Annotated in this window: 15 protein-coding genes and 1 tRNA gene; 6 read left to right on the plus strand and 10 right to left on the minus strand. The window is 69.2% G+C overall.

The annotated features are described in order from the left end of the window. The first annotated feature begins 10 nt into the window (after positions 1-10). Genes KBZ12_RS03280 through KBZ12_RS03290 form a run of 3 tightly spaced genes read left to right on the plus strand, consistent with a single transcriptional unit; the run spans position 11 to position 3,896 of the window. Complete coding sequence (locus KBZ12_RS03280) at positions 11-1,801, plus strand: TolC family protein (protein WP_254956304.1); 1,791 nt, start codon at positions 11-13, stop codon at positions 1,799-1,801. Positions 1,802-1,815: 14 nt separating this feature from the next. Next, entirely contained in the window at positions 1,816-2,841 is a 1,026-nt protein-coding gene (locus tag KBZ12_RS03285) for a hypothetical protein (RefSeq protein ID WP_254956305.1), read from the plus strand. Beyond that, positions 2,838-3,896 (plus strand): FUSC family protein, encoded by a 1,059-nt coding sequence (locus KBZ12_RS03290; protein WP_254956306.1) that lies wholly within the window; start codon positions 2,838-2,840, stop codon positions 3,894-3,896. The genes KBZ12_RS03285 and KBZ12_RS03290 overlap by 4 nt, the downstream gene beginning before the upstream one ends. Positions 3,897-3,916: 20 nt before the next feature. On the opposite strand, the gene KBZ12_RS03295 is transcribed toward KBZ12_RS03290, so the two are convergent. The 7 genes from KBZ12_RS03295 to ftsH all read right to left on the minus strand — a co-directional run bounded on the left by KBZ12_RS03295 (position 3,917) and on the right by ftsH (position 11,221). After that, entirely contained in the window at positions 3,917-4,123 is a 207-nt protein-coding gene (locus KBZ12_RS03295; protein ID WP_254956307.1) for a hypothetical protein, read from the minus strand. Beyond that, positions 4,120-5,460 carry an NHLP bacteriocin system secretion protein gene (locus KBZ12_RS03300; protein ID WP_254956308.1) on the minus strand — a complete coding sequence of 447 codons (1,341 nt, stop codon included), beginning with the start codon at positions 5,458-5,460 and terminating at the stop codon, positions 4,120-4,122. Before KBZ12_RS03300 ends, KBZ12_RS03295 begins: the two co-directional genes overlap by 4 nt. Positions 5,461-5,898: 438 nt before the next feature. Further along, a tRNA-Ala gene (locus KBZ12_RS03305) sits at positions 5,899-5,971 on the minus strand. A 63-nt stretch (positions 5,972-6,034) separates the two neighbouring features. Continuing rightward, positions 6,035-6,649 (minus strand): transcriptional repressor LexA, encoded by a 615-nt coding sequence (lexA, locus tag KBZ12_RS03310; RefSeq protein WP_396100534.1) that lies wholly within the window; start codon positions 6,647-6,649, stop codon positions 6,035-6,037. A 97-nt stretch (positions 6,650-6,746) separates the two neighbouring features. Next, a complete protein-coding gene (gene argF, locus KBZ12_RS03315; RefSeq protein ID WP_254956309.1) occupies positions 6,747-7,709 on the minus strand; it encodes an ornithine carbamoyltransferase in 963 nt (320 codons plus the stop codon). Between the two features lie 46 nt (positions 7,710-7,755). After that, positions 7,756-9,273 carry a hypothetical protein gene (locus KBZ12_RS03320; protein ID WP_254956310.1) on the minus strand — a complete coding sequence of 506 codons (1,518 nt, stop codon included), beginning with the start codon at positions 9,271-9,273 and terminating at the stop codon, positions 7,756-7,758. 52 nt (positions 9,274-9,325) lie between these two features. After that, positions 9,326-11,221: an ATP-dependent zinc metalloprotease FtsH gene (gene ftsH / locus KBZ12_RS03325; RefSeq protein WP_254956311.1), complete on the minus strand. Its 1,896-nt coding sequence runs from the start codon at positions 11,219-11,221 to the stop codon at positions 9,326-9,328. 107 nt (positions 11,222-11,328) lie between these two features. On the opposite strand from ftsH, the gene KBZ12_RS03330 reads away from it, so the two are divergent. From KBZ12_RS03330 to KBZ12_RS03340, 3 genes are read left to right on the plus strand one after another with little or no spacing between them, the layout of a single operon-like run. Next, positions 11,329-12,033 (plus strand): SOS response-associated peptidase, encoded by a 705-nt coding sequence (locus KBZ12_RS03330; protein ID WP_254956312.1) that lies wholly within the window; start codon positions 11,329-11,331, stop codon positions 12,031-12,033. A 26-nt stretch (positions 12,034-12,059) separates the two neighbouring features. Beyond that, the gene (locus tag KBZ12_RS03335) at positions 12,060-12,314 is read left to right on the plus strand and encodes a Nif11-like leader peptide family RiPP precursor (RefSeq protein WP_254956314.1); all 255 of its coding nucleotides are present in this window, start codon (positions 12,060-12,062) and stop codon (positions 12,312-12,314) included. A 4-nt stretch (positions 12,315-12,318) separates the two neighbouring features. Continuing rightward, the gene (locus KBZ12_RS03340) at positions 12,319-12,801 is read left to right on the plus strand and encodes a DUF427 domain-containing protein (protein ID WP_254956315.1); all 483 of its coding nucleotides are present in this window, start codon (positions 12,319-12,321) and stop codon (positions 12,799-12,801) included. On the opposite strand, the gene ribD is transcribed toward KBZ12_RS03340, so the two are convergent. Genes ribD through KBZ12_RS03355 form a run of 3 tightly spaced genes read right to left on the minus strand, consistent with a single transcriptional unit; the run spans position 12,767 to position 16,916 of the window. Continuing rightward, positions 12,767-13,927 (minus strand): bifunctional diaminohydroxyphosphoribosylaminopyrimidine deaminase/5-amino-6-(5-phosphoribosylamino)uracil reductase RibD, encoded by a 1,161-nt coding sequence (gene ribD, locus KBZ12_RS03345; protein WP_396100537.1) that lies wholly within the window; start codon positions 13,925-13,927, stop codon positions 12,767-12,769. The genes KBZ12_RS03340 and ribD overlap by 35 nt on opposite strands. After that, on the minus strand, positions 13,894-14,412 hold the full coding sequence (locus KBZ12_RS03350; RefSeq protein WP_396100539.1) for a DUF3122 domain-containing protein: 519 nt from the start codon (positions 14,410-14,412) through the stop codon (positions 13,894-13,896). Before KBZ12_RS03350 ends, ribD begins: the two co-directional genes overlap by 34 nt. Then, positions 14,409-16,916, minus strand: a complete 2,508-nt coding sequence (locus KBZ12_RS03355; RefSeq protein WP_254956316.1) for a GH116 family glycosyl hydrolase — start codon at positions 16,914-16,916, stop codon at positions 14,409-14,411. The genes KBZ12_RS03350 and KBZ12_RS03355 overlap by 4 nt, the downstream gene beginning before the upstream one ends. Between the last annotated feature and the right edge of the window lie 30 nt (positions 16,917-16,946).

Raw genomic sequence — 16,946 nt, forward strand, 5'->3', positions numbered from 1 at the left:
CACCGTGGCAATGCGCAACCGCGTCCTGGTCCTGTTGTGGCTCGGTCTCATCCCTGCCCAGCTGGCCCCGGCTGCGTTGGCTCGGCCCCCAGGCCAGCCCCAGAGCACCAAGCTGCTGGAGCGCAGCTGGCAAAAGCTGGATGCGCAACTGCGGGCGCTCGATCAGCTGCTCCCCAGTGAGCCCGAGCCCCCGGTGGGAAACGTGCTCAGCACTCCTGAGCTGCCCGCCAACCTGATCCGGGCCAACCAACCCGCCACCGGCCCGATCCAACCGGCCGACGCCGTGGCCGGTCCGCCCCTGGATCTGCCCTCCCCCCAGCAACTCCAGGCCGGCAGCGTCGCCAGCCTCAGCCTTGAACAGGCCCTGGCCATCGCCTTTGCCAACAGCGCCAGCCTGCAAGCCCAGCGGGAGCAGGTGGCCGCTGCCCTGGCCCGCTTCCAGGCCTCCATGGGCAGCTATTGGCCCACGATCAGCGCCTTTGCCAATGGTGGCTACGAGGGCAGCCGCAGCACCACCACCTCCAACAAACCCAACGACAACCTGGGCTTTGGCCCGCTGTTTGCACCCAATGGGCTGCTCACCCCCGGTCCCAATGGCACATCCATTCCCACCGCCGGCCCCTTCTACGTGCCCAACGGCGGTTCCGTGGCAGCCACCTCAGGGGAATGGGGCCTGGAGGGCGGCCTGCAGCTCAATTACGCCCTGCTGGATTTCGCCCGCACGCCCACGGTTCGCGCGGCTCGCGCCAGCTTGGAACAGCAGCGCAACACCTACGCCAACCAACTGCGCTCCCTGCAGCTGCAGGTGAGTGAGGCCTACTACTCCCTGCAGCAGGACGAGCAGCTGGTGCGTGTCTACGACGCCAACCTGCGCAACGACATGGTGATCCTGCAGGACACCCTCGACCTCAAGCAGGCCGGCCTGGTGCCCAGGCTCGATGTGCTGCGGCGGCGCGCCATCCAGGCCGCCGATGAAGAAACCCTGATCCAGGCCCTGGCTGATCGGGCAGTGGCACGCCGGCAGCTGGCGGTGCTGCTCAACCTGCCGGCCAACGTGACCCCCACCCCCAGCGACCCGATCGTGGTGCAGCCCCGCTGGCCGCTCGATCTCGAAGCCAGCCTGCTGGCTGCCTACCGGGGCAATCCGGAGCTGGAGGCGATCCTGGCCACCCGCACGGCCCTGGCCCAGCAGAGCCAGGCCACTGCGGCAGGTCTGCTGCCGAAACTTTCCCTGTTTGCCAGCGGCGGCGGCAGCAGCTCCCAAACCAGCCTGAGCAATTTTGATCTTGGCGGCGGCGGCTGCTGCGGCTCCACCGCCCTGCCCCTCAGCACCACCAGCGGCTCGGACTGGTCGGTGGGTTTGACCTTCACCTGGCTGCTGTTTGACGCCGGCACCACGGCCGGCCAGGCCCGGGCGCTCACCAAGCAGGCGGAGGCCACCGCCCAGCAATTCGCCGCCAGCCGCAACGACATCCGCCTGAGAATCGAGCAGGCCTTCTTCAACCACGAAGCCAGCCTGGCCAAGCTCAGCTCGGCCCGCCGCGGCGTGGCGGCTGCCCTGGAGGCTTTCCGTGATGTGCGTCTGCGCTACGTAACCGGCCTCGACAGCGAGCTCAATCTCTCCAATACCCAAGACCGCCTGATCAACAGCCTGGTGCGGCGGATCAATGCCACGGTCAACGTGAACATCACCTATGCGAAGTTGCTGAAGGAACTGCTGCCGATGCCGCGCGATCCCAATCTGCCGATCCAGCCCCAACTGCAGCTGCAACTCAGCAGCAGCCCCGCCACCCAACCTTGAACGGGCGACACCCCATGGCTGCCGCCCGGCCCTCCCTGAGCCCTCTTTGGCGCAACAGTCTGCGCATCTGGCTGGCCAGCACCCTGACGATCGGGATCATGTTCTGGTCAGGGCGCAACCAGCTGCTTCCCCTGGCTCTGGTGATGGCTGTGTTGTCCGTGAATGAGAATGACCTCACCCCCGCCCGCAGCATCGGCCAGCTGGTGGCCGGCGCCTTGATCGGCCTCCTCACGGCCATCGTGCTGCAAGAGATATCCACCAGCTGGGTCGTGCTGGGCTTGGCCATCCTGCTCACCGGCGTGCTGGTGCGCAGCCTGGGGCTGCTCAAAGGCCTGAGTACGGGGTATTTGAGCTGCTGGGCCGTGGAACTGATGCACCGCGGCAACCAGTTCAACTGGGCGACGATTTTTGAGCTGGCCTTCGCGGCAGTGGTGGGCATCTTGATGGCGCAGATCGCCACCTGGGCCCTCTGGCCGCGCCGCCCCCTGCAACAGCTCCCTGCCCTGGAAGCCCGGATCGCCAGCCAACTCGAGGCCCAGATCCTGGCCATGCAGCAGTGGCTAGATCGCGGCGGTGAGCCCCCAGCTGTCCTGCGCTCCCAGGATCTGCTGCCCAGCATTCAGCTTTTGCAACAGCTCCGCGACCAAAACCAGGGCCATCCCAGGCCCGCCCACACCCAACACCGGCTGTCGCGCTGGGCCCAGGCCGGCAGCATCTGGCGACAGGTGTTACGCCAGTGGCTGCTGCTGGAGCCCCTGTTACGGCAGCTGGACACGCCCCTGCCGGCAGGCAACCCCCAGCCCCTGCTCCGCAGCGCGCTCGCCAGCCTCGCCGGGACCTTGCAAACCAAGCCCACCGCCGCTCCAGCGCCAACCCTCTCGAGCCCAGCTCAAGATTGGCTGGAAGAAGCCGGGCATCTGGGCGCCCCCCAGCCCCTGCTGCTGGCCATCGGCCAGCAGTGCCATGTGTTGGAACAGCTCCTCCACAGCCGGGCACTGCTCAGCGCGGGCCTGACCCAGCTCTCGGCCCCGCAGGGATGACCAGCCCAGCCCTGCGGGACACCCTGCGCCTCGCTGCCACTGTGACGGTGGTGAACGGCTTCGCCAATCTCACCGGAGTGCCCTTCGCGCTCTACGCCTCCCTCGCCGTGCTGAGCGTCACCGTGGGCAACTACGGCAACACCCTCGAACTCGGCCGTCAGCGCCTGGTTGGCACCGCCATTGGCGCCATGGTGGTGTTCTTCGGCTACCGGGCCTTGGGGCCGCTGCCGCTGGTGGTGGGCCTGCCACTGGCCCTGCTGCTGGCCCGGCTGATCGCCGGCTCGTTGCGGCTCACCGTGGGCTACGGGGTCTGCTGCTTTGTGGTGGTGATGGGCTGGCTGACGCATGACCAGCAGCTCGACAGCTGGATCCCCCTGCGCCTGTTATGGACCGCGTTCGGCATCCTGATGGCCCTGCTCAGCCTGCGTCTGTTCTGGCCGTCCAGAGCCCGGATCCAGCAGCGCGAGGGGCTGCTGCAGCTGCTGGTGGATCTGGGACACACCCTGTTGCAGGTGGTTCAGCACCCGCCCGAAGCGATCCAATCCCAGGCGCTACGCCGCCGCCAGCTGGGGCAGCAGATCCGTGGCCTGCGCACCAGCCTGCAGGGCCTGCGCGACCAACGCCAGGGTGCCCTGCTGGAACTGGGCACCCTGGCGAGCCAGCATCCAGTGGCACGGATGTGGGCGCTGCTGGACCAGGCCAGCGAGGCCCTGATCCTGGACCTCGACGAGCTGCGGCGCCAACCGAATGCCGACTGGCAGGGCTGGGGTCTCCAGGGCGACTACGACGCAGGCCTGGCTTTTGTGCAGGGTGTGGTCGAGCGTTTGCTGAGCTGGCGACAGCAACTGAGCGATTCAACCCAACTACAGCCACCGCCGAGCCAGCCGCGTTCGACGCTGTCCTTGGAGGCCCTGCAGTCGCCCGAATCCAAGGCTGCCTACAGGCGGCTAAGCCCCGAGCAACTGCAACGGGTGGCCGCTCAGTTGATGGTGCTCAACCGCATGGATCACACCATGGAGAGCACCGAACGCCAATGGCGCGCCATTGTGGGCTGATACCCGTGTGAGCTCAGGGTTCAGGCGTTTGGGCGCGACGACCACCAACGCTCGACGCGATAGAGTAGCATCACCAGCAGCACCACCAGCCAGAACCAAAGTTCCGGTGGGTTGGAGTTGAACAGGATCAGCAGCAGCACCACCTCGCTGACCAGCCAGGGAAATTCCTGGCGCAGCAAGGGATTGCGGATCCGGGGAAGGGACGGCGACTTCACAGGGGATCTCATGGAACGGTGTTGGGCTGGCGCAGGGAGGGCTGGTCCCAGCGCAGGTCGATCCAACGGGTGCGGAAGCCACCGGTGAGGGAGCGCAGGCCAGGAATCACATAGCTGATCGGCGAGCGCCACTCCACGTACGCATGGGTGGACACGGTGAGGCCGTCGCGGATCGGGAACACGCCACTCCCCCCCGAGAGGGTCCAGCGGTAGCCATCCACGCTGGAGAGATCGCGCTCCAGCTCGATTTCAGTGCGCATCACCGGACCGTTCTTCGTCAGCGCCTGGGCCAGTTGCGCGTTGCCGGTGGTGGTGGAGATGTCGTCTTCGGTGGCGGGCAGGGTGAGCACCTGCGTCACCTTGCCCACAATGCCGCCGAAGCGGCCGCGCTGGTTCCACTGCGGCACTACCTCCACGGGCAGCCCCAGGTGCAGCCGGCGGGCATCGGCGGGCGCGAAGTAGGACACCACCCGCAGCGGGCGGTCTTTGGCACTGGGTTGCTCAGGCCGACCGATCGTGCCCAGCCGCTGGCCGGTGCCCACGGTCTGGCCGGCGATCACCTGCAGGTCCAACATCGTGCCGTCCCGGTCGGCATGCACCTTGCCGTCGTAGGCGATCTTGGCTTCGGTCACCTGGATCTGACGCTTGAGATCGTCGATCTGATAACGACGCTGCAGGGCCTGGGTTTCGATATTGAGCTTCACCTGCTGATAGTTGGTCACCACGTTCTTCTCTTTGATCTTCACGTCATCGAGATTCACGCTGGTGCTGGTGAGCCCCTGCTCTGCCGACACCACCTCAGAAGACAGCGGGGCCACCACCTCGCGCTGGGCCAGCCAATCGAGGTTGCGCAATTTGCTGGAGTAGGTCGACTGCAGTTCGCCGTAGCGGCGGCGATCGTCGGACAACTTGGCCAGGGACGTCTCCAGGGCCCGCTTCTCGGTGAGCAGCCGCAGGGCATCGCGCTCATCGAGCTGGGCATTGTGCCGCTGCAGTTGGCGCAAGTTGCCGCGCTGCTGGTCGAGTTGGCGCTCCAGCACCGGCAGATACAGCTGCATCAGCACCTGGCCGCGCGCCACCGACTGTCCCTCCTTGACGAACACCTCCCGCACCTGGCCGCCTGCACGGGCGTTGAGGATGCCGGCGTTGTCGGGATAGATCAACACGCCCATGCCTTCCACCTCTGTGGGCACTGGCCAGAACAGGGCCCACAGAACCAGCACGCCACCCACCCCCGCCAGGCTCACACCCACCTGGCTGTGATCGCTCAGCCCGTGCCAACGCGACTGCAACCGCTGCAAGGGGCCGCGGGGCGAGGGCGCTGCAGCGGTGGGGGTGGCCTGAGTCATGGCGCTCAGCTTGCATGATGAAAAGGCACCTGTCAGCCCCCGCCTGCTGGGACAACCCAGGCCCAGCGGCTGCAGGAAAACGCTAATCCGGCCAACGCCGATCTGCAGCTCACCGGCCTGCGTAACCACGCCAGTGCCAGCGGCTCCGACCCCACAACCACACGATCCAAGCCCGGTGGCCCTCGTCGACGGGCTTTGTCGTGTCGGCCATGAGCAACAACACGGAGAGCTCCCAATGGAAAGGGTCCACCGGTCGAGGGGCCCCGATGGCCGCGGATGGGGGTGGAGCTGGTGATTGAGCGGGGCTCGACGGCCCCGAAGCGCTGAGAGGCGTACGAGCTGCTTTCCGACCGCCTATACGACCGCATAGAGAATCTCGCCATGGGAGAGACATCCCAAAAATAAGAAGACCCCAGCAGGGCCGGGGTTTTCAGGGGATGGAGCCAAGCGGATTCGAACCGCTGACCCCCTGCATGCCATGCAGGTGCTCTACCAGCTGAGCTATGGCCCCATTGATGCACCGGCTAACCGATGCTTGTGGAGCTTACAACGTGGTGGTGCGGGCCCGATCCCTTCAGACCTGACGCCAGACCGCCACCAGGCGGCCCTGGACACTCACCTGGTCGGCGGGCAGAAGGATCGGTGCGTAGGCCGGATTGGCGGCCTCCAGGCGCACCTGGGATCCCTGGCGGTGGAAATGCTTGAGGGTGGTGCCGCTGCCCGGCACCAGGGCGCTCACGATCGTGCCCTCCCGCAGCCGGGAGGGGTCGGCCACCGGCTCCATCAGCACCACGTCGCCATCGGCGATGTGGGCCTCCACCATCGAGTCGCCGTTGACCGTGAGGGCGAACAGGCCGCGGGTGTCGAGCACCGGGGCCAGATCAAGGTGCTCCTGGACGTCATCGAAGGTTTCCACCAGCCCGCCGGCGGCCACGGCCCCGAGCACCGGGATGCCCAGCCGGCTCTCGCCGAGCAGCTGCAGGGTGCGGGCCTGGCCTTCCTGCCAGGTGATCCAGCCCTTCTGCTGCAGGTGGCGCAGGCGGCTCTGGATCGGCGCCGGCGAGCGCAGGCCCATGGCCTCCATCATCTGGCGGATCGACGGGCTGTGGCGGTGACTGCCGATGTAGTCGGCGAGCCAGGCATAGAGCTCACGTTGAGCCTTGGTGAGCTCCTGGGTGGTGGCGACCACGGGCAGTACGGATGAACCAGTCCCTTTCTGCCATCCCGCGCGCGGTTTGTCCAGGGCCGGGCCTGCCGCCGCCGTCCGGAGCCTGCCGCAGCCGCCCTCAGCCGCCGGCGCCCCCCAGCAGGGTGGCGAGCAGGGCCTGCTGCACGTGCAGGCGGTTCTCCGCCTGGTCGAACACCCGGCTGGCGGCCCCCTCGATCACACCGGCGCTGATCTCCTCGCCCCGGTGGGCAGGCAGACAATGCAGCACGATCGCCCGCGGATCGGCCTCGGCCAGCAGGTCCTCGTCGAGGCACCAGCCGGCGAAGGCCTGCTCCCGCTGGGCCTGCTCCTCCTCCTGCCCCATGGAGGCCCACACATCGGTGTAGAGCACATGGGCCCCCCGGGCCGTCGCCACCGGGTCCTGCAGCGCCGTGATCGAGCTGCGCCCGCCGGCGAGGGCCTGGGCTTGCGCCACCACCGCCGGGCTGGGGACGAAACCGTCCGGGCTGCCGATGCGCACGTCCATCCCCAGCAGGGCCCCGACGAGCATCAGCGAATGGGCCATGTTGTTGCCGTCGCCCACGTAGGCCAGGGTGAGGCCGTGCAGGTCGGTAAGGCCGTGGCCGAAGCGCTCCTGGATCGTCAGGGCGTCGGCCAGGGCCTGGCAGGGGTGCTCCAGGTCGGTGAGGGCGTTGATCACCGGGATCGAAGCCCAGTGGGCGTAGGCGGCCAGGTCGTCGTGGGCGAAGGTGCGGATCGCCAGGGCATCGCAGTAGCGGCTCAGCACCCGGGCGGTGTCGGCGATCGGCTCGCCCCGGCCCACCTGGGTGACGGCCGGGTTGAGGTCGATCGTCTGGCCGCCGAGCCTGGCCATGGCGACGATGAAGCTCACCCGGGTGCGGGTGGAGGCCTTGGAGAAGATCAGCCCCAGCACCCGCCCGGCCAGATCGATGCGTCGTTCGCCGCCCTTCAGCTGGCGGGCCAGCTCGAGCAGGGCGAAGGTCTGGGGGCCGTCGAGGTCGGCCGAGGAGAGCAGATCGCGGCCCTTGAGGGCGGCGAGCGGGGCTGAGGGGGACACCATGGCCCACGTCCCAAAGAACCCTTATGCGAGATCGACCCCCCCGACGTCAAGGGCAGGGGCGCAGGCCGTGGCGCGCGGGCTGCACCGGGCTGGTGCGGGGCAGCAGGATGAAGGGGGAGGACCGCCAGGCTCCGGGTGCTTCCCAGCAGGCCAGGTTGGGGTTGGCGGCACGAAGGACGGGCAGGTCGTCGAGGGCAAGCTGAAAGCCCAGGAAGGGTCGCTCAAGGGGTTCACCAGAGTCCCGCCAGCCGTCCGGCATCGGCCGCAGTTGGCCGGGCCGGAAGTAGAGGGGGCTGAGGGCGTCCAGCCGCCAGCCGTGGCTGCGGCAGCCCCCGTCGCAGATGCCACTGCGCTCGACGAAGGCGGCCATCAGCTTGTAGTTCTGCAGGGGGACCCGTTTATGGGCCAGCTCCCGCTGGCCCAGCTGCCACTGCAGCAGCAGCCAGACCGCCAGCAGGCTGGCCAGGGCGAGCCGCTGTCCATGGCCGAGTCGCCGGCTCAGCTCCCAGCCATTGCCAAAGAGGTAGGCCACGGCAGGGAGCAGCACGATGTAGTACCTGGCCTGGGACAGCGGCTTGATCAGGTCGATGGGCAGCATGAGCCCGAGGAAGACACCGATTGACAGCAGCAGGAAGCGGGCTTCCCCCAGGGCCGGGCTTGGCGCCGCCGGCGCCACGGAAGGGCGGTGGCGACGCACCACCGAGACGACGAACACCAGGGCGACGACCACCCCCAGGGCGATCAGCAGCAGCAACTCCTGCCCGGCCCGCCCCGGGGCCAGCAGCGGCAGGGTGCCGTTCGTGAATTCGGTGAAAGTACCGCTGATCGGCGTCACCTGGATCCAGTCCAGACGCTGCAGCTTGTTCGAGAACGAACTGGTCAGCAGATGGGCCACGGGCCACGCCAGCAGGGCCAGCAGCAGGGGCAGCACCTCCCTGCGCCGACGCGGGATCAGACCCTCGGCGCAGCCCAACCCCACCACCACCAGGACGAACAGCAGGGAGAAGTAGTGGGTGAGGGAGAGGAGAAGGCAGGCACCGCTGAACAGCGCTCGGAGGGCCGGGTCGCTCCAGCGGGCCAGGGCACTGTTGCTGGAACCAGTCAGCCGTCGCTGCCGGAGTTCCAGGGCCGCCCCCAGCATCACCGCCGAAAGGGCCAGGGAGGTGGCGTAGCTGCGGGATTCCTGCGCATAGAAGAGAAACGCTGGGCTCGTGCCCAGAAATGCCACGCTCACAAGCCGGCTTCCTGCTCCCCGTCCCGTCGTGAACAGGGCCGTTGCCACCAGGGCAAGGCCGGCCATCAGCAGGCTCAGGCTCCGGGTGGTCATTTCGCCGCTGCCACTCAGCCCGATCCAGAGCTTCAGCAAGATCTGGTATAGGGGCGGGTGGGTGTCGGGGATCAGCCAGTCCCGCAGCAGCACGCCCCAGTCGGCCCTGCTGGCGGACACCGACCAGAGCTCATCTGACCAGTAGGAAGAATTGCCGCCGAGACCGTGACCGGCGGCCAGCACAAAAAAGAGGATCAGCAGCGCAATGAAGGCGAGCTGGATCCTCTGGTGATTCATGGCTGGACGCACGGCTCGTCGGAGACAGCCTGTCGGCCGGGTTGGTCCTGGGTCACACGGCGGCCGCCTCGAGCACCGGCGCATCGGGCAGGCGGCTGGAGGTCAGCAGCTCCTTCAGTTCATCTCCTTCGATCACCTCCTTCTCGAGGATCTTGTGGGAGATGGTCTCGAGCAGCTCGCGGTTGTGGTGCAGGATCGCCAGGGCCCGGTCATGGGCCCGGTCCACCAGACCGCGCACCTCCTTGTCGATCTCCAGGGCGGTGGCGTCGCTCACAGCCCGGCGGGGGTTGGAGTTGCTGCCCAGGAAGCGGCTGCCGCCCTGCTTGTCGTAGGCGAGGGGGCCGAGGGTCTCGCTCATGCCGTAGGTGCCGATCATCTGCTCGGCGATGTCGGTAGCCCGCTGCAGATCATTGGCGGCGCCGGTGGTCACCTCACCGAAGACCACCTCCTCGGCGGAACGGCCGCCCAGCAGGGTGGCGATCTGGCCTTCGAGATCCTCCTTGGAATTCAGGAAGCGCTCCTCGGTGGGCAGCTGCAGGGTGTAGCCCAGGGCCGCCATGCCGCGGGGGACGATCGAGATCTTGGCCACCTTGCTGCCGCCGGGCATCAGGTGCCCCACGATGGCGTGGCCCACTTCGTGGTAAGCCACCACCTTCTTCTCATCGGGCTGCAGCACCCGGCTCTTCTTCTCGAGGCCCGCCACCACCCGTTCGATGGCTTCGTTGAGGTCGGCCTGCTCCACCGTGGTGCGGTAGACCCGGGCTGCCAGCAGGGCCGCTTCATTCACCAGGTTGGCCAGGTCGGCGCCGGCGAAACCGCTGGTGGCCTGGGCGATCTTGTCGAGATCCACGCCCTCGGCCAGCTTCACCTTCTTGCCGTAGATGTCGAGGATCATCTTGCGCCCGGAGAGGTCGGGGCGATCCACCAGCACCTGGCGGTCGAAACGGCCCGGACGCAGCAGGGCGGCATCAAGGGTTTCGGGCTGGTTGGTGGCCGCCAGCACGATCACCGGTTTGTCCTGGGCGGTGAAGCCGTCCATCTCGGTGAGCAGCTGGTTGAGGGTCTGCTCGCGCTCGTCGTTGCCGCCCACCACGCCCATGGAGCCCGAGCGGCTCTTGCCGATGGCGTCGAGTTCGTCGATGAAGATGATGCACGGCGCCTTCTTCTTGGCTTCTTCAAACAGATCGCGAACCCGGGCAGCGCCGGCCCCCACGAACAGCTCCACGAATTCGGAGCCGGAGATGATGAAGAAGGGCACGCTGGCTTCACCGGCCACGGCCTTGGAGAGCAGGGTCTTGCCGGTGCCCGGAGGGCCCACCAGCAGCACGCCCTTGGGGATGCGGGCGCCGATGTCCATGTAGCGCTGGGGGGTCTTGAGGAAGTCGACGATCTCGGTGAGCTCGGTCTTGGCTTCGTCGACACCGGCCACATCGGCGAAGGTGACCCGGGACTCCTCATCGGGCACGTAGACCTTCGCCTTTGATTTGGTGAAGCTCAGGGCCCCCTGGGCGCCGCCGCCGCCCATGCCGCTGCGGCGGGCGAAGAACTGAAGCACCAGGATGAAGATCAGCGGCGGCACCACCCAGCTCAGGGCCGTGGTGATGAAGCTGGGGCGCTTCGGCGGTGCCGCGGCGAACTCGACACCGTGCTGCTCCAGCCGCTGGGGCAGCTCCATGTCGAAGATCGGTGTGGTGGAGAGCACCGTGGGGGCCCCCTCCTCAGGGGCCTTGGTGAGTTCGTAGCGAATCTGGTCCTGGGTGATGTAGGCCCGTTTGACGTTGTCGTCGTTCACCTGGTCGATGAACAGGGAATAGGGCACCCGGGGCACCTGGGTGGCGGGATTGGGCAGGAAATTGCTGAACAGCAACAGCACGCCGAAACCGATCAGGAGCAGATTGACAATTCCGAACCGCCTTGTGGGGCGGTTGTCGTCCTGACGGATGGCCATGCTGCGCAAAACGGCGTATCGGTCCAAGCTAGGTCTGGTCGTCACCGGCCGTTCCGCCCCCCGGTCGGGAGAACCGAACGCCCGCCCCTTCGGCCCCCCCCTCCCCCATGTGCGGCCGCTACTCCCTGGCCACCCGCCTCGATCGGCTGCTGCCCCGGCTGAAGGGTCCGATGCCGCCGGGGCTGGAGGCCCACTACGCCCCCCGGCCCCAGGTGCGGCCGGGCGAGCCGGTGCTGCTGCAGCGCCAGGAACATGGACGCCTGGAGGTGGCCCTGGCCCTGTGGGGGCTGGTGCCGGACTGGTGCCCCGACCCGATGGCCCGCCGCCGGCCGATCAATGCCCGCAGCGAGACGGTGGGGGAGAAACCCTTCTTCCGGGGCGCCTGGCGCCACCGGCGCGCCCTGATCCCCGCCGATGGTTTCTACGAATGGCAAGCCAAGACGCTGGAAGGCCGGCCCTTCAAGCAGCCCTGGCTGTTCCGCCGCCGGGACCAGCGCCCCTTCTGGCTCGGCGGGCTCTGGGAGCGCTGGTTGGGGAGTGATGGGGGTGAACTCGAGACCTGCGTGGTGCTCACCACCGCCCCCAACGACCTGCTGGCCCGGGTCCACGACCGCATGCCGGTGGTGATCCCCGACGGGCTGGAGGAGGCCTGGCTGGCCTCCGCGGACGGACCGGAGCTGCGGGCCCTGGAACCCCTGATGGCCCCCTGGGATCCGGCGGCCTGGGAGGCGGTGAAGCTGGAGCCGAGCCCGGCGGCGACGGTGCAGCTGGATCTGCTCGGTCTGGCCCCGGACGCTCCCGCTGGCAGCTAGAGAGGACAGGCCCTGATGCCGGTCCCATGAGCCTCGACCAGCTGGATGCCTTTCTGGCCCACGCCCGGGCCGATGCCGCCCTCGATCGCCGCCTCCACGACCCGGCCGACCCCCCTGATCTGGCGGCCTTCCTGGCCCTGGCCCGCGGCGCCGGTTTCGCTGTGGACGAGGCGGATGTGATCGCCGCCCAGCAGCGGGCCGAGGCCAGCCTCAGTGATGAGGAGCTCCAGGCCCGTGCCGGCGCCGAGGCCAGACGGCTGCGCCACTTCATTCCCGGCTGATCCCATGGCCGAGCGCGTTGCCGCCTATCCCCGCCCCCCGGCGCTGCTGGTCTGCCGTCAGCACGTGCGGGTGGAGGCCATGGGGCGGGTGGTATGCGACAGCCACCGCAGCCTGCGGGTCCTCGAAACCTTCCACCCCCCGGTCTTCTATCTGTCTCCAGAGGATGTGGACCTGACCCTGCTGGAGCCCGCGGCCGGCTCCAGCTTCTGCGAATGGAAGGGCGTGGCCAGCTACTTCGATCTCGTGGCGCCTGGCGGGGATGGTTCCGAGCGGCGCCTGCGCCGGGCCCTCTGGTCCTACCCCTCTCCAACCCAGGCCTTTGCTCCCCTGGCCGGTTGGCTGGCCTGCTATCCGGCGTTGATGGACGGCTGCTGGGTGGATGGGGAGCTGGTGATCCCCCAGCCCGGCGGCTTCTATGGCGGCTGGATCACCAGTGCCGTCGAGGGGCCCTTCAAGGGGGATCCTCTGCACCCGGAGCTGCGCTGAGCGCGTCCCCGTCCAAGCGCCCCTGCCAGAGGAGGTCCGGGCCCAGCCAGCGGAGCTCCAACCCCTGCAGGGCCCAGCGCCCGTCCAGGCGTTCCAGGCCCAGATCCCCCAGGGCCGTGCGGGCCGGAAGGCCGCCGAGGAGCTTGGGCGCGATCACCGCCGCCAGCTGCTGCACGCAGTCCTGGCGCACGGCCGCCGCCCCCAGCTCGGGGCCGCATTCCCACAGCACCTGGTTGCAACCCCGCCGGGCCAGGGCGAGGGCCAGGGCCCCCGGCTCGCAGATCTCCAGGGCAAGGCGCTCCACCCCCAGCCGATCGAACCGGTCGCGGCGATCCTGTGGCGCCTCTGGCCCATGGACCAGCAGCGTCGCCGCCGTCGCCGTATCCCAGAGTCGGGCCGCTGCCTGTAGATCCAGGCCGCGGCTGAGCACCACCCGCAGCGGTTCGGGTGTGCGCTGTCCCCGGCTGGTGAGCAGGGGGTCGTCGGCCCGCACTGTGCCGCCTCCCACGATCACCGCATCGCAGCGGGCCCGTAGGCGGTGCACCCATGCACGGGCGTCGGGCCCGCTGATCCACTGGCTGACACCGTTGGGCAGGGCCGTGCGGCCATCCAGGCTCATCGCCCACTTGAGGATCCCCAGGGGCCGGCCGGTGGCGATCCGGTGCAGAAAGGCCCGGTTGAGTTGGCGGGCCTCGGCTTCCATCACCCCTTCGATCACCTCCAGGCCCGCCGCCCGCAGCCGGGCGATGCCGCCGCCGGCCACCAGGGGGTTGGGGTCGGCCATGGCCAGCACCACCCGGGCGATGCCGGCGGCAAGCACCGCCTCGCTGCAGGGGGGTGTGCGGCCGTGGTGGCAGCAGGGCTCCAGGGTCACGATCAGGGTGCCGCCCCGGGCCCGCTCAGCGGCCTGGGCCAGGGCTCCCACCTCCGCATGGGCCCCTCCGGCGCGGGCATGGAAGCCCTCCCCCACCAGCTGGCCGTCGGCGTCGAGCACCACCGCGCCCACCAGGGGGTTGGGGCTGGTGCGCCCCTGGGCGAGGGCGGCCAGCTGCAGGGCCCTGGCCATCCATGGCTGCCAGGAGGGGGCCCCGCTCACGCGGCCGGTGCGTCCAGCAGGCTGCGCCATTCCGCCACCACGTAGGGCGGCACCGCCAGCTCGCTGAACACCCGCGGCAACCGCAGTCGCAGGGGACGGTTCTGCTCCAGATCGGCCAGCAGCGGCGCCAGATCGAACTCGGCCGCTGCCGAACGGGTGTCTCCGGCCAGGGCGGCGCTGCTGAGGGTCACATCCTCAAGCGCCCAGAGCAAACGGCCGCTGCGTACCTCCAGGGCGGTGGGATGGTCGAGGCGCACCTTGCCGGGGTAGCCCACAATCCGCAGCCGCAGCGCCCCCCCCGGTGGCCCTTCCCGATAGGCCACCACCTGCCAGCTCTGGTCGTCGAGGTCGCGCAGGCTCTCCAGGCTGCGCACCACCGGCGTGCCGTTGCCATCCGGATGGGCATGCAGCTGGGCCAGGGCCGGCGCCGGCGCCACGGCCAGCATCAGCAGGGTGCCCAGCAGCAGAGCCAGGAGGCCCGCCATCCGTGGCCTGAACCGGCCGGCTTCGCTCATGGCTGGCGCTCCGCCCCGGGGATCGGCTGCCAGCCGGTGTGGGTGGCCCAGAGGGCCCAGATCGCCATGGCCCGCAGGTAGTGGCAGGCGCGGAAGGTGCCGGCGGCGGTGATCGCTTCCGGTGTGCGGAACTGCAGGCCCCCCTCGTACACCTGGCCCACGACGGCGCCGGTGATGGCGAAGGCGGTGCCGCTCTGTCCCATCAGCCGGTAGTAGGCGGCCAGGCCGAAGTTGATGCCGGTCCAGACCTCCAGCGGATGGGTGCCGTTGGGATCGAGGGGGGTGCCATCGCGGCGCAGGCCATTGGCCACCCCGAGGCGGCCCCCCTCGAAGGACTCGAAGCAGGCCTGGCGGATCGCTTGAAGGGCCGAGAGGGCCCGCTCGTCGGCCACCACCGGCGGCAGCCCCAGCAGGCGGGCGTAGAAGTCACCGCAGAGCTGGTCGGCCATCACCACCGGGGTGCCGCTGCCGGCATCGATCTTGTAATACTCGCCGTTCCAGAGCAGGGCATCGAAGTGGCTTCGGGACTGCTCCAGCCAGCCGCCGAACCGCCGTTGCTCCTCGGCGGTGTCCAGCCCCAGCTCCAGCTGCAGCTGCTGGCCGATGGCCAGGGCCGCCTCCAGGGCGGCGATCCAGAGGGCGCCGCAGTAGGCGCTCACCCCCTGCAGGGGCCAGTCGTCGAAGGTCTGGTCCGGGGCGCCGCCGTTGTCGGGCAGTCCGTCGTCGTTCACGTCGAACTGCTTCAGATAATCCAGGGCGGTCACCGCCGCCGGCCAGCAGTCCGCCAGGAAGGCGATGTCCAGGCCTCCGGGGGCCAGCTTGTAGGTGCGCCAGACCTGCAGCACGAAGTCGCTGGCCAGGTCCTTCCAGAGGTTGCAGTCCTGGTAAGCGGTGTAGTTGGTGGCGTCGAAGGGCCGTTCGTTGGGGGCGCCGAGGTCGTGGGGGGTGGCCCCCGCCACCTTGCGGGCCGCTTCCACCCGGCCCCGCCCCTGGGTGAAGTACCAGCCGATCGGCCGCGGCGTCGGATCGGCGGCGGGGATGGCGCGGGCGAAGCTGCGCAGCACCGCCTTGTCGAGCTCGGGCCAGAGCTGCAGCAGGGCGAAGGAGCCGTAGAGCCGAACGTCGAGGCTTTCGTACCAGGCGTAGTCGAGGCACTCGAGCACCCCGAAGCGCCCCACCGGATCATCGTTACTGGCGGCGGTCCAGAGACTGCCGCCACTGGCCAGGTCGTAGAGCTCGTTGAGCAGGGCCATCCGCAACGGCTCGGCCAGGTCGTGGCGTTGCACCACGGGCGCCTGCCAGGCCTCGATCGCGGCCTGCCAGTCGCGCCAGTCGCGCAGGGCCTCGGCGGCGATGGCGGCGGCGTTGTCACCTTCGGCGGAGAAGAAGTCGGTGTAGCGGCGCAGGGCGCGGGTGCCGGTGGCGAAGGCCGTCACGGGCAGGTCCCAGCTGATCACCACCGGGATCTCGAGCGAGGCGCCCGGCTCCAGCTTGAAGCGCACCGCCAGGGCGGCGCTGAGGGGATCGTCGCCGCTGCTGCGGCGGTCGTTGTCGCTGTCGGGGATGGAACCGTCGCGGCTGAAGGGTTCCCAGAGTTCCGCCCCGTCACCGCTGGGATCCCAGCGGCTGCAGCGGAACACCTCCGCCCCCGGATGGTTCAGTGCCGTCTCATCGGGCACGGCCAGACACCACTGGCCCTCCCCTTCGGCCAGGGGTTGCGACCGTTCGCCTTCCAGCAGGAGCCCCTTCAGGCCGGCCGCGTCGACCCAGCGGTTGCGCTGCCCCTTGCCGCGGCCGATCGCCGGCACGTAGTTGTGCTCCGGGCTGCCGTCATCACGGAAGTGGACCTCCGCCGCCGGATCGGTGTTGGTGAACCAGCCCACGGTGTTGCGCCAGCTCAGCAGCAACGACAGCGCCAGCGGCTGGCTGGTGGGGTTGCTCAGGGTCCAGGCGAAGACGGCTACGGGGTAGCTGGTGCGCCGGTAGTCGCCCGGCAGGATCGGGCTGAAGGCCTCGCAGCGCACGTCGGCGCTGAACACCGAGGCGTAGTGGTGGGAGCTGACCGGGTAGCGCATCGCCACGGTGCCGCTCGGCTCCGCCGCTGTGGCGGCGGGATACCAGCTCCAGGCGGTGAGGGGCCGGCCACTCCCCGGACGGGAATCATCGGCCTCGGGCGCCGTGGCCAGGGCATGGGCCCGTGTGCCCCGGCCGTCGTGCTCGAACAGGGCGAACTGGCAGTCGGGCAGCACCCCGAACCAGTGCTCCCCTCCGTCGAGGTGCCAGAGGTTGAAGGCGCCGTCCAGACCCCGCCCCAGGCAACCGGCGCCGAAACCCCCCAGGGGCATGCCGTGGTTGGGGCCGTCGTCCAGGTTGCTGGCGTAGCGCACCGTGTAGGGCTTGTCCCAGCCCTGGCCGAAGGGCCACGACCAGCTGGCCTCGGGGGGCTGCCAGGGGCTCCTGCCGCGCCGCAGGTTCTGGAGGGCGGAGAGGCCGAAGGGCGCCATGGGGCCAGACGAAGTGGGCCCAGCTTGTCA

Origin of the sequence: Cyanobium sp. Cruz CV13-4-11, assembly GCF_024346055.1 — a bacterium.
Classification (GTDB): domain Bacteria; phylum Cyanobacteriota; class Cyanobacteriia; order PCC-6307; family Cyanobiaceae; genus Cyanobium.

Excerpts from the sequence above, each read along its gene's own strand:
- KBZ12_RS03335 (WP_254956314.1), top strand. The coding sequence starts at position 12,060 with ATGAGCCTCGACCAGCTGGATGCCTTTCTGGCCCACGCCCGGGCCGAT.
- ftsH (WP_254956311.1), bottom strand. The coding sequence starts at position 11,221 with ATGGCCATCCGTCAGGACGACAACCGCCCCACAAGGCGGTTCGGAATT.
- ribD (WP_396100537.1), bottom strand. The coding sequence starts at position 13,927 with ATGGCGCAGCCTGCTGGACGCACCGGCCGCGTGAGCGGGGCCCCCTCC.
- KBZ12_RS03280 (WP_254956304.1), top strand. The coding sequence starts at position 11 with ATGCGCAACCGCGTCCTGGTCCTGTTGTGGCTCGGTCTCATCCCTGCC.
- KBZ12_RS03350 (WP_396100539.1), bottom strand. The coding sequence starts at position 14,412 with ATGAGCGAAGCCGGCCGGTTCAGGCCACGGATGGCGGGCCTCCTGGCT.
- argF (WP_254956309.1), bottom strand. The coding sequence starts at position 7,709 with ATGGTGTCCCCCTCAGCCCCGCTCGCCGCCCTCAAGGGCCGCGATCTG.
- KBZ12_RS03340 (WP_254956315.1), top strand. The coding sequence starts at position 12,319 with ATGGCCGAGCGCGTTGCCGCCTATCCCCGCCCCCCGGCGCTGCTGGTC.
- KBZ12_RS03320 (WP_254956310.1), bottom strand. The coding sequence starts at position 9,273 with ATGAATCACCAGAGGATCCAGCTCGCCTTCATTGCGCTGCTGATCCTC.
- KBZ12_RS03330 (WP_254956312.1), top strand. The coding sequence starts at position 11,329 with ATGTGCGGCCGCTACTCCCTGGCCACCCGCCTCGATCGGCTGCTGCCC.
- KBZ12_RS03295 (WP_254956307.1), bottom strand. The coding sequence starts at position 4,123 with ATGAGATCCCCTGTGAAGTCGCCGTCCCTTCCCCGGATCCGCAATCCC.
- KBZ12_RS03355 (WP_254956316.1), bottom strand. The coding sequence starts at position 16,916 with ATGGCGCCCTTCGGCCTCTCCGCCCTCCAGAACCTGCGGCGCGGCAGG.
- KBZ12_RS03300 (WP_254956308.1), bottom strand. The coding sequence starts at position 5,460 with ATGACTCAGGCCACCCCCACCGCTGCAGCGCCCTCGCCCCGCGGCCCC.
- KBZ12_RS03285 (WP_254956305.1), top strand. The coding sequence starts at position 1,816 with ATGGCTGCCGCCCGGCCCTCCCTGAGCCCTCTTTGGCGCAACAGTCTG.
- KBZ12_RS03290 (WP_254956306.1), top strand. The coding sequence starts at position 2,838 with ATGACCAGCCCAGCCCTGCGGGACACCCTGCGCCTCGCTGCCACTGTG.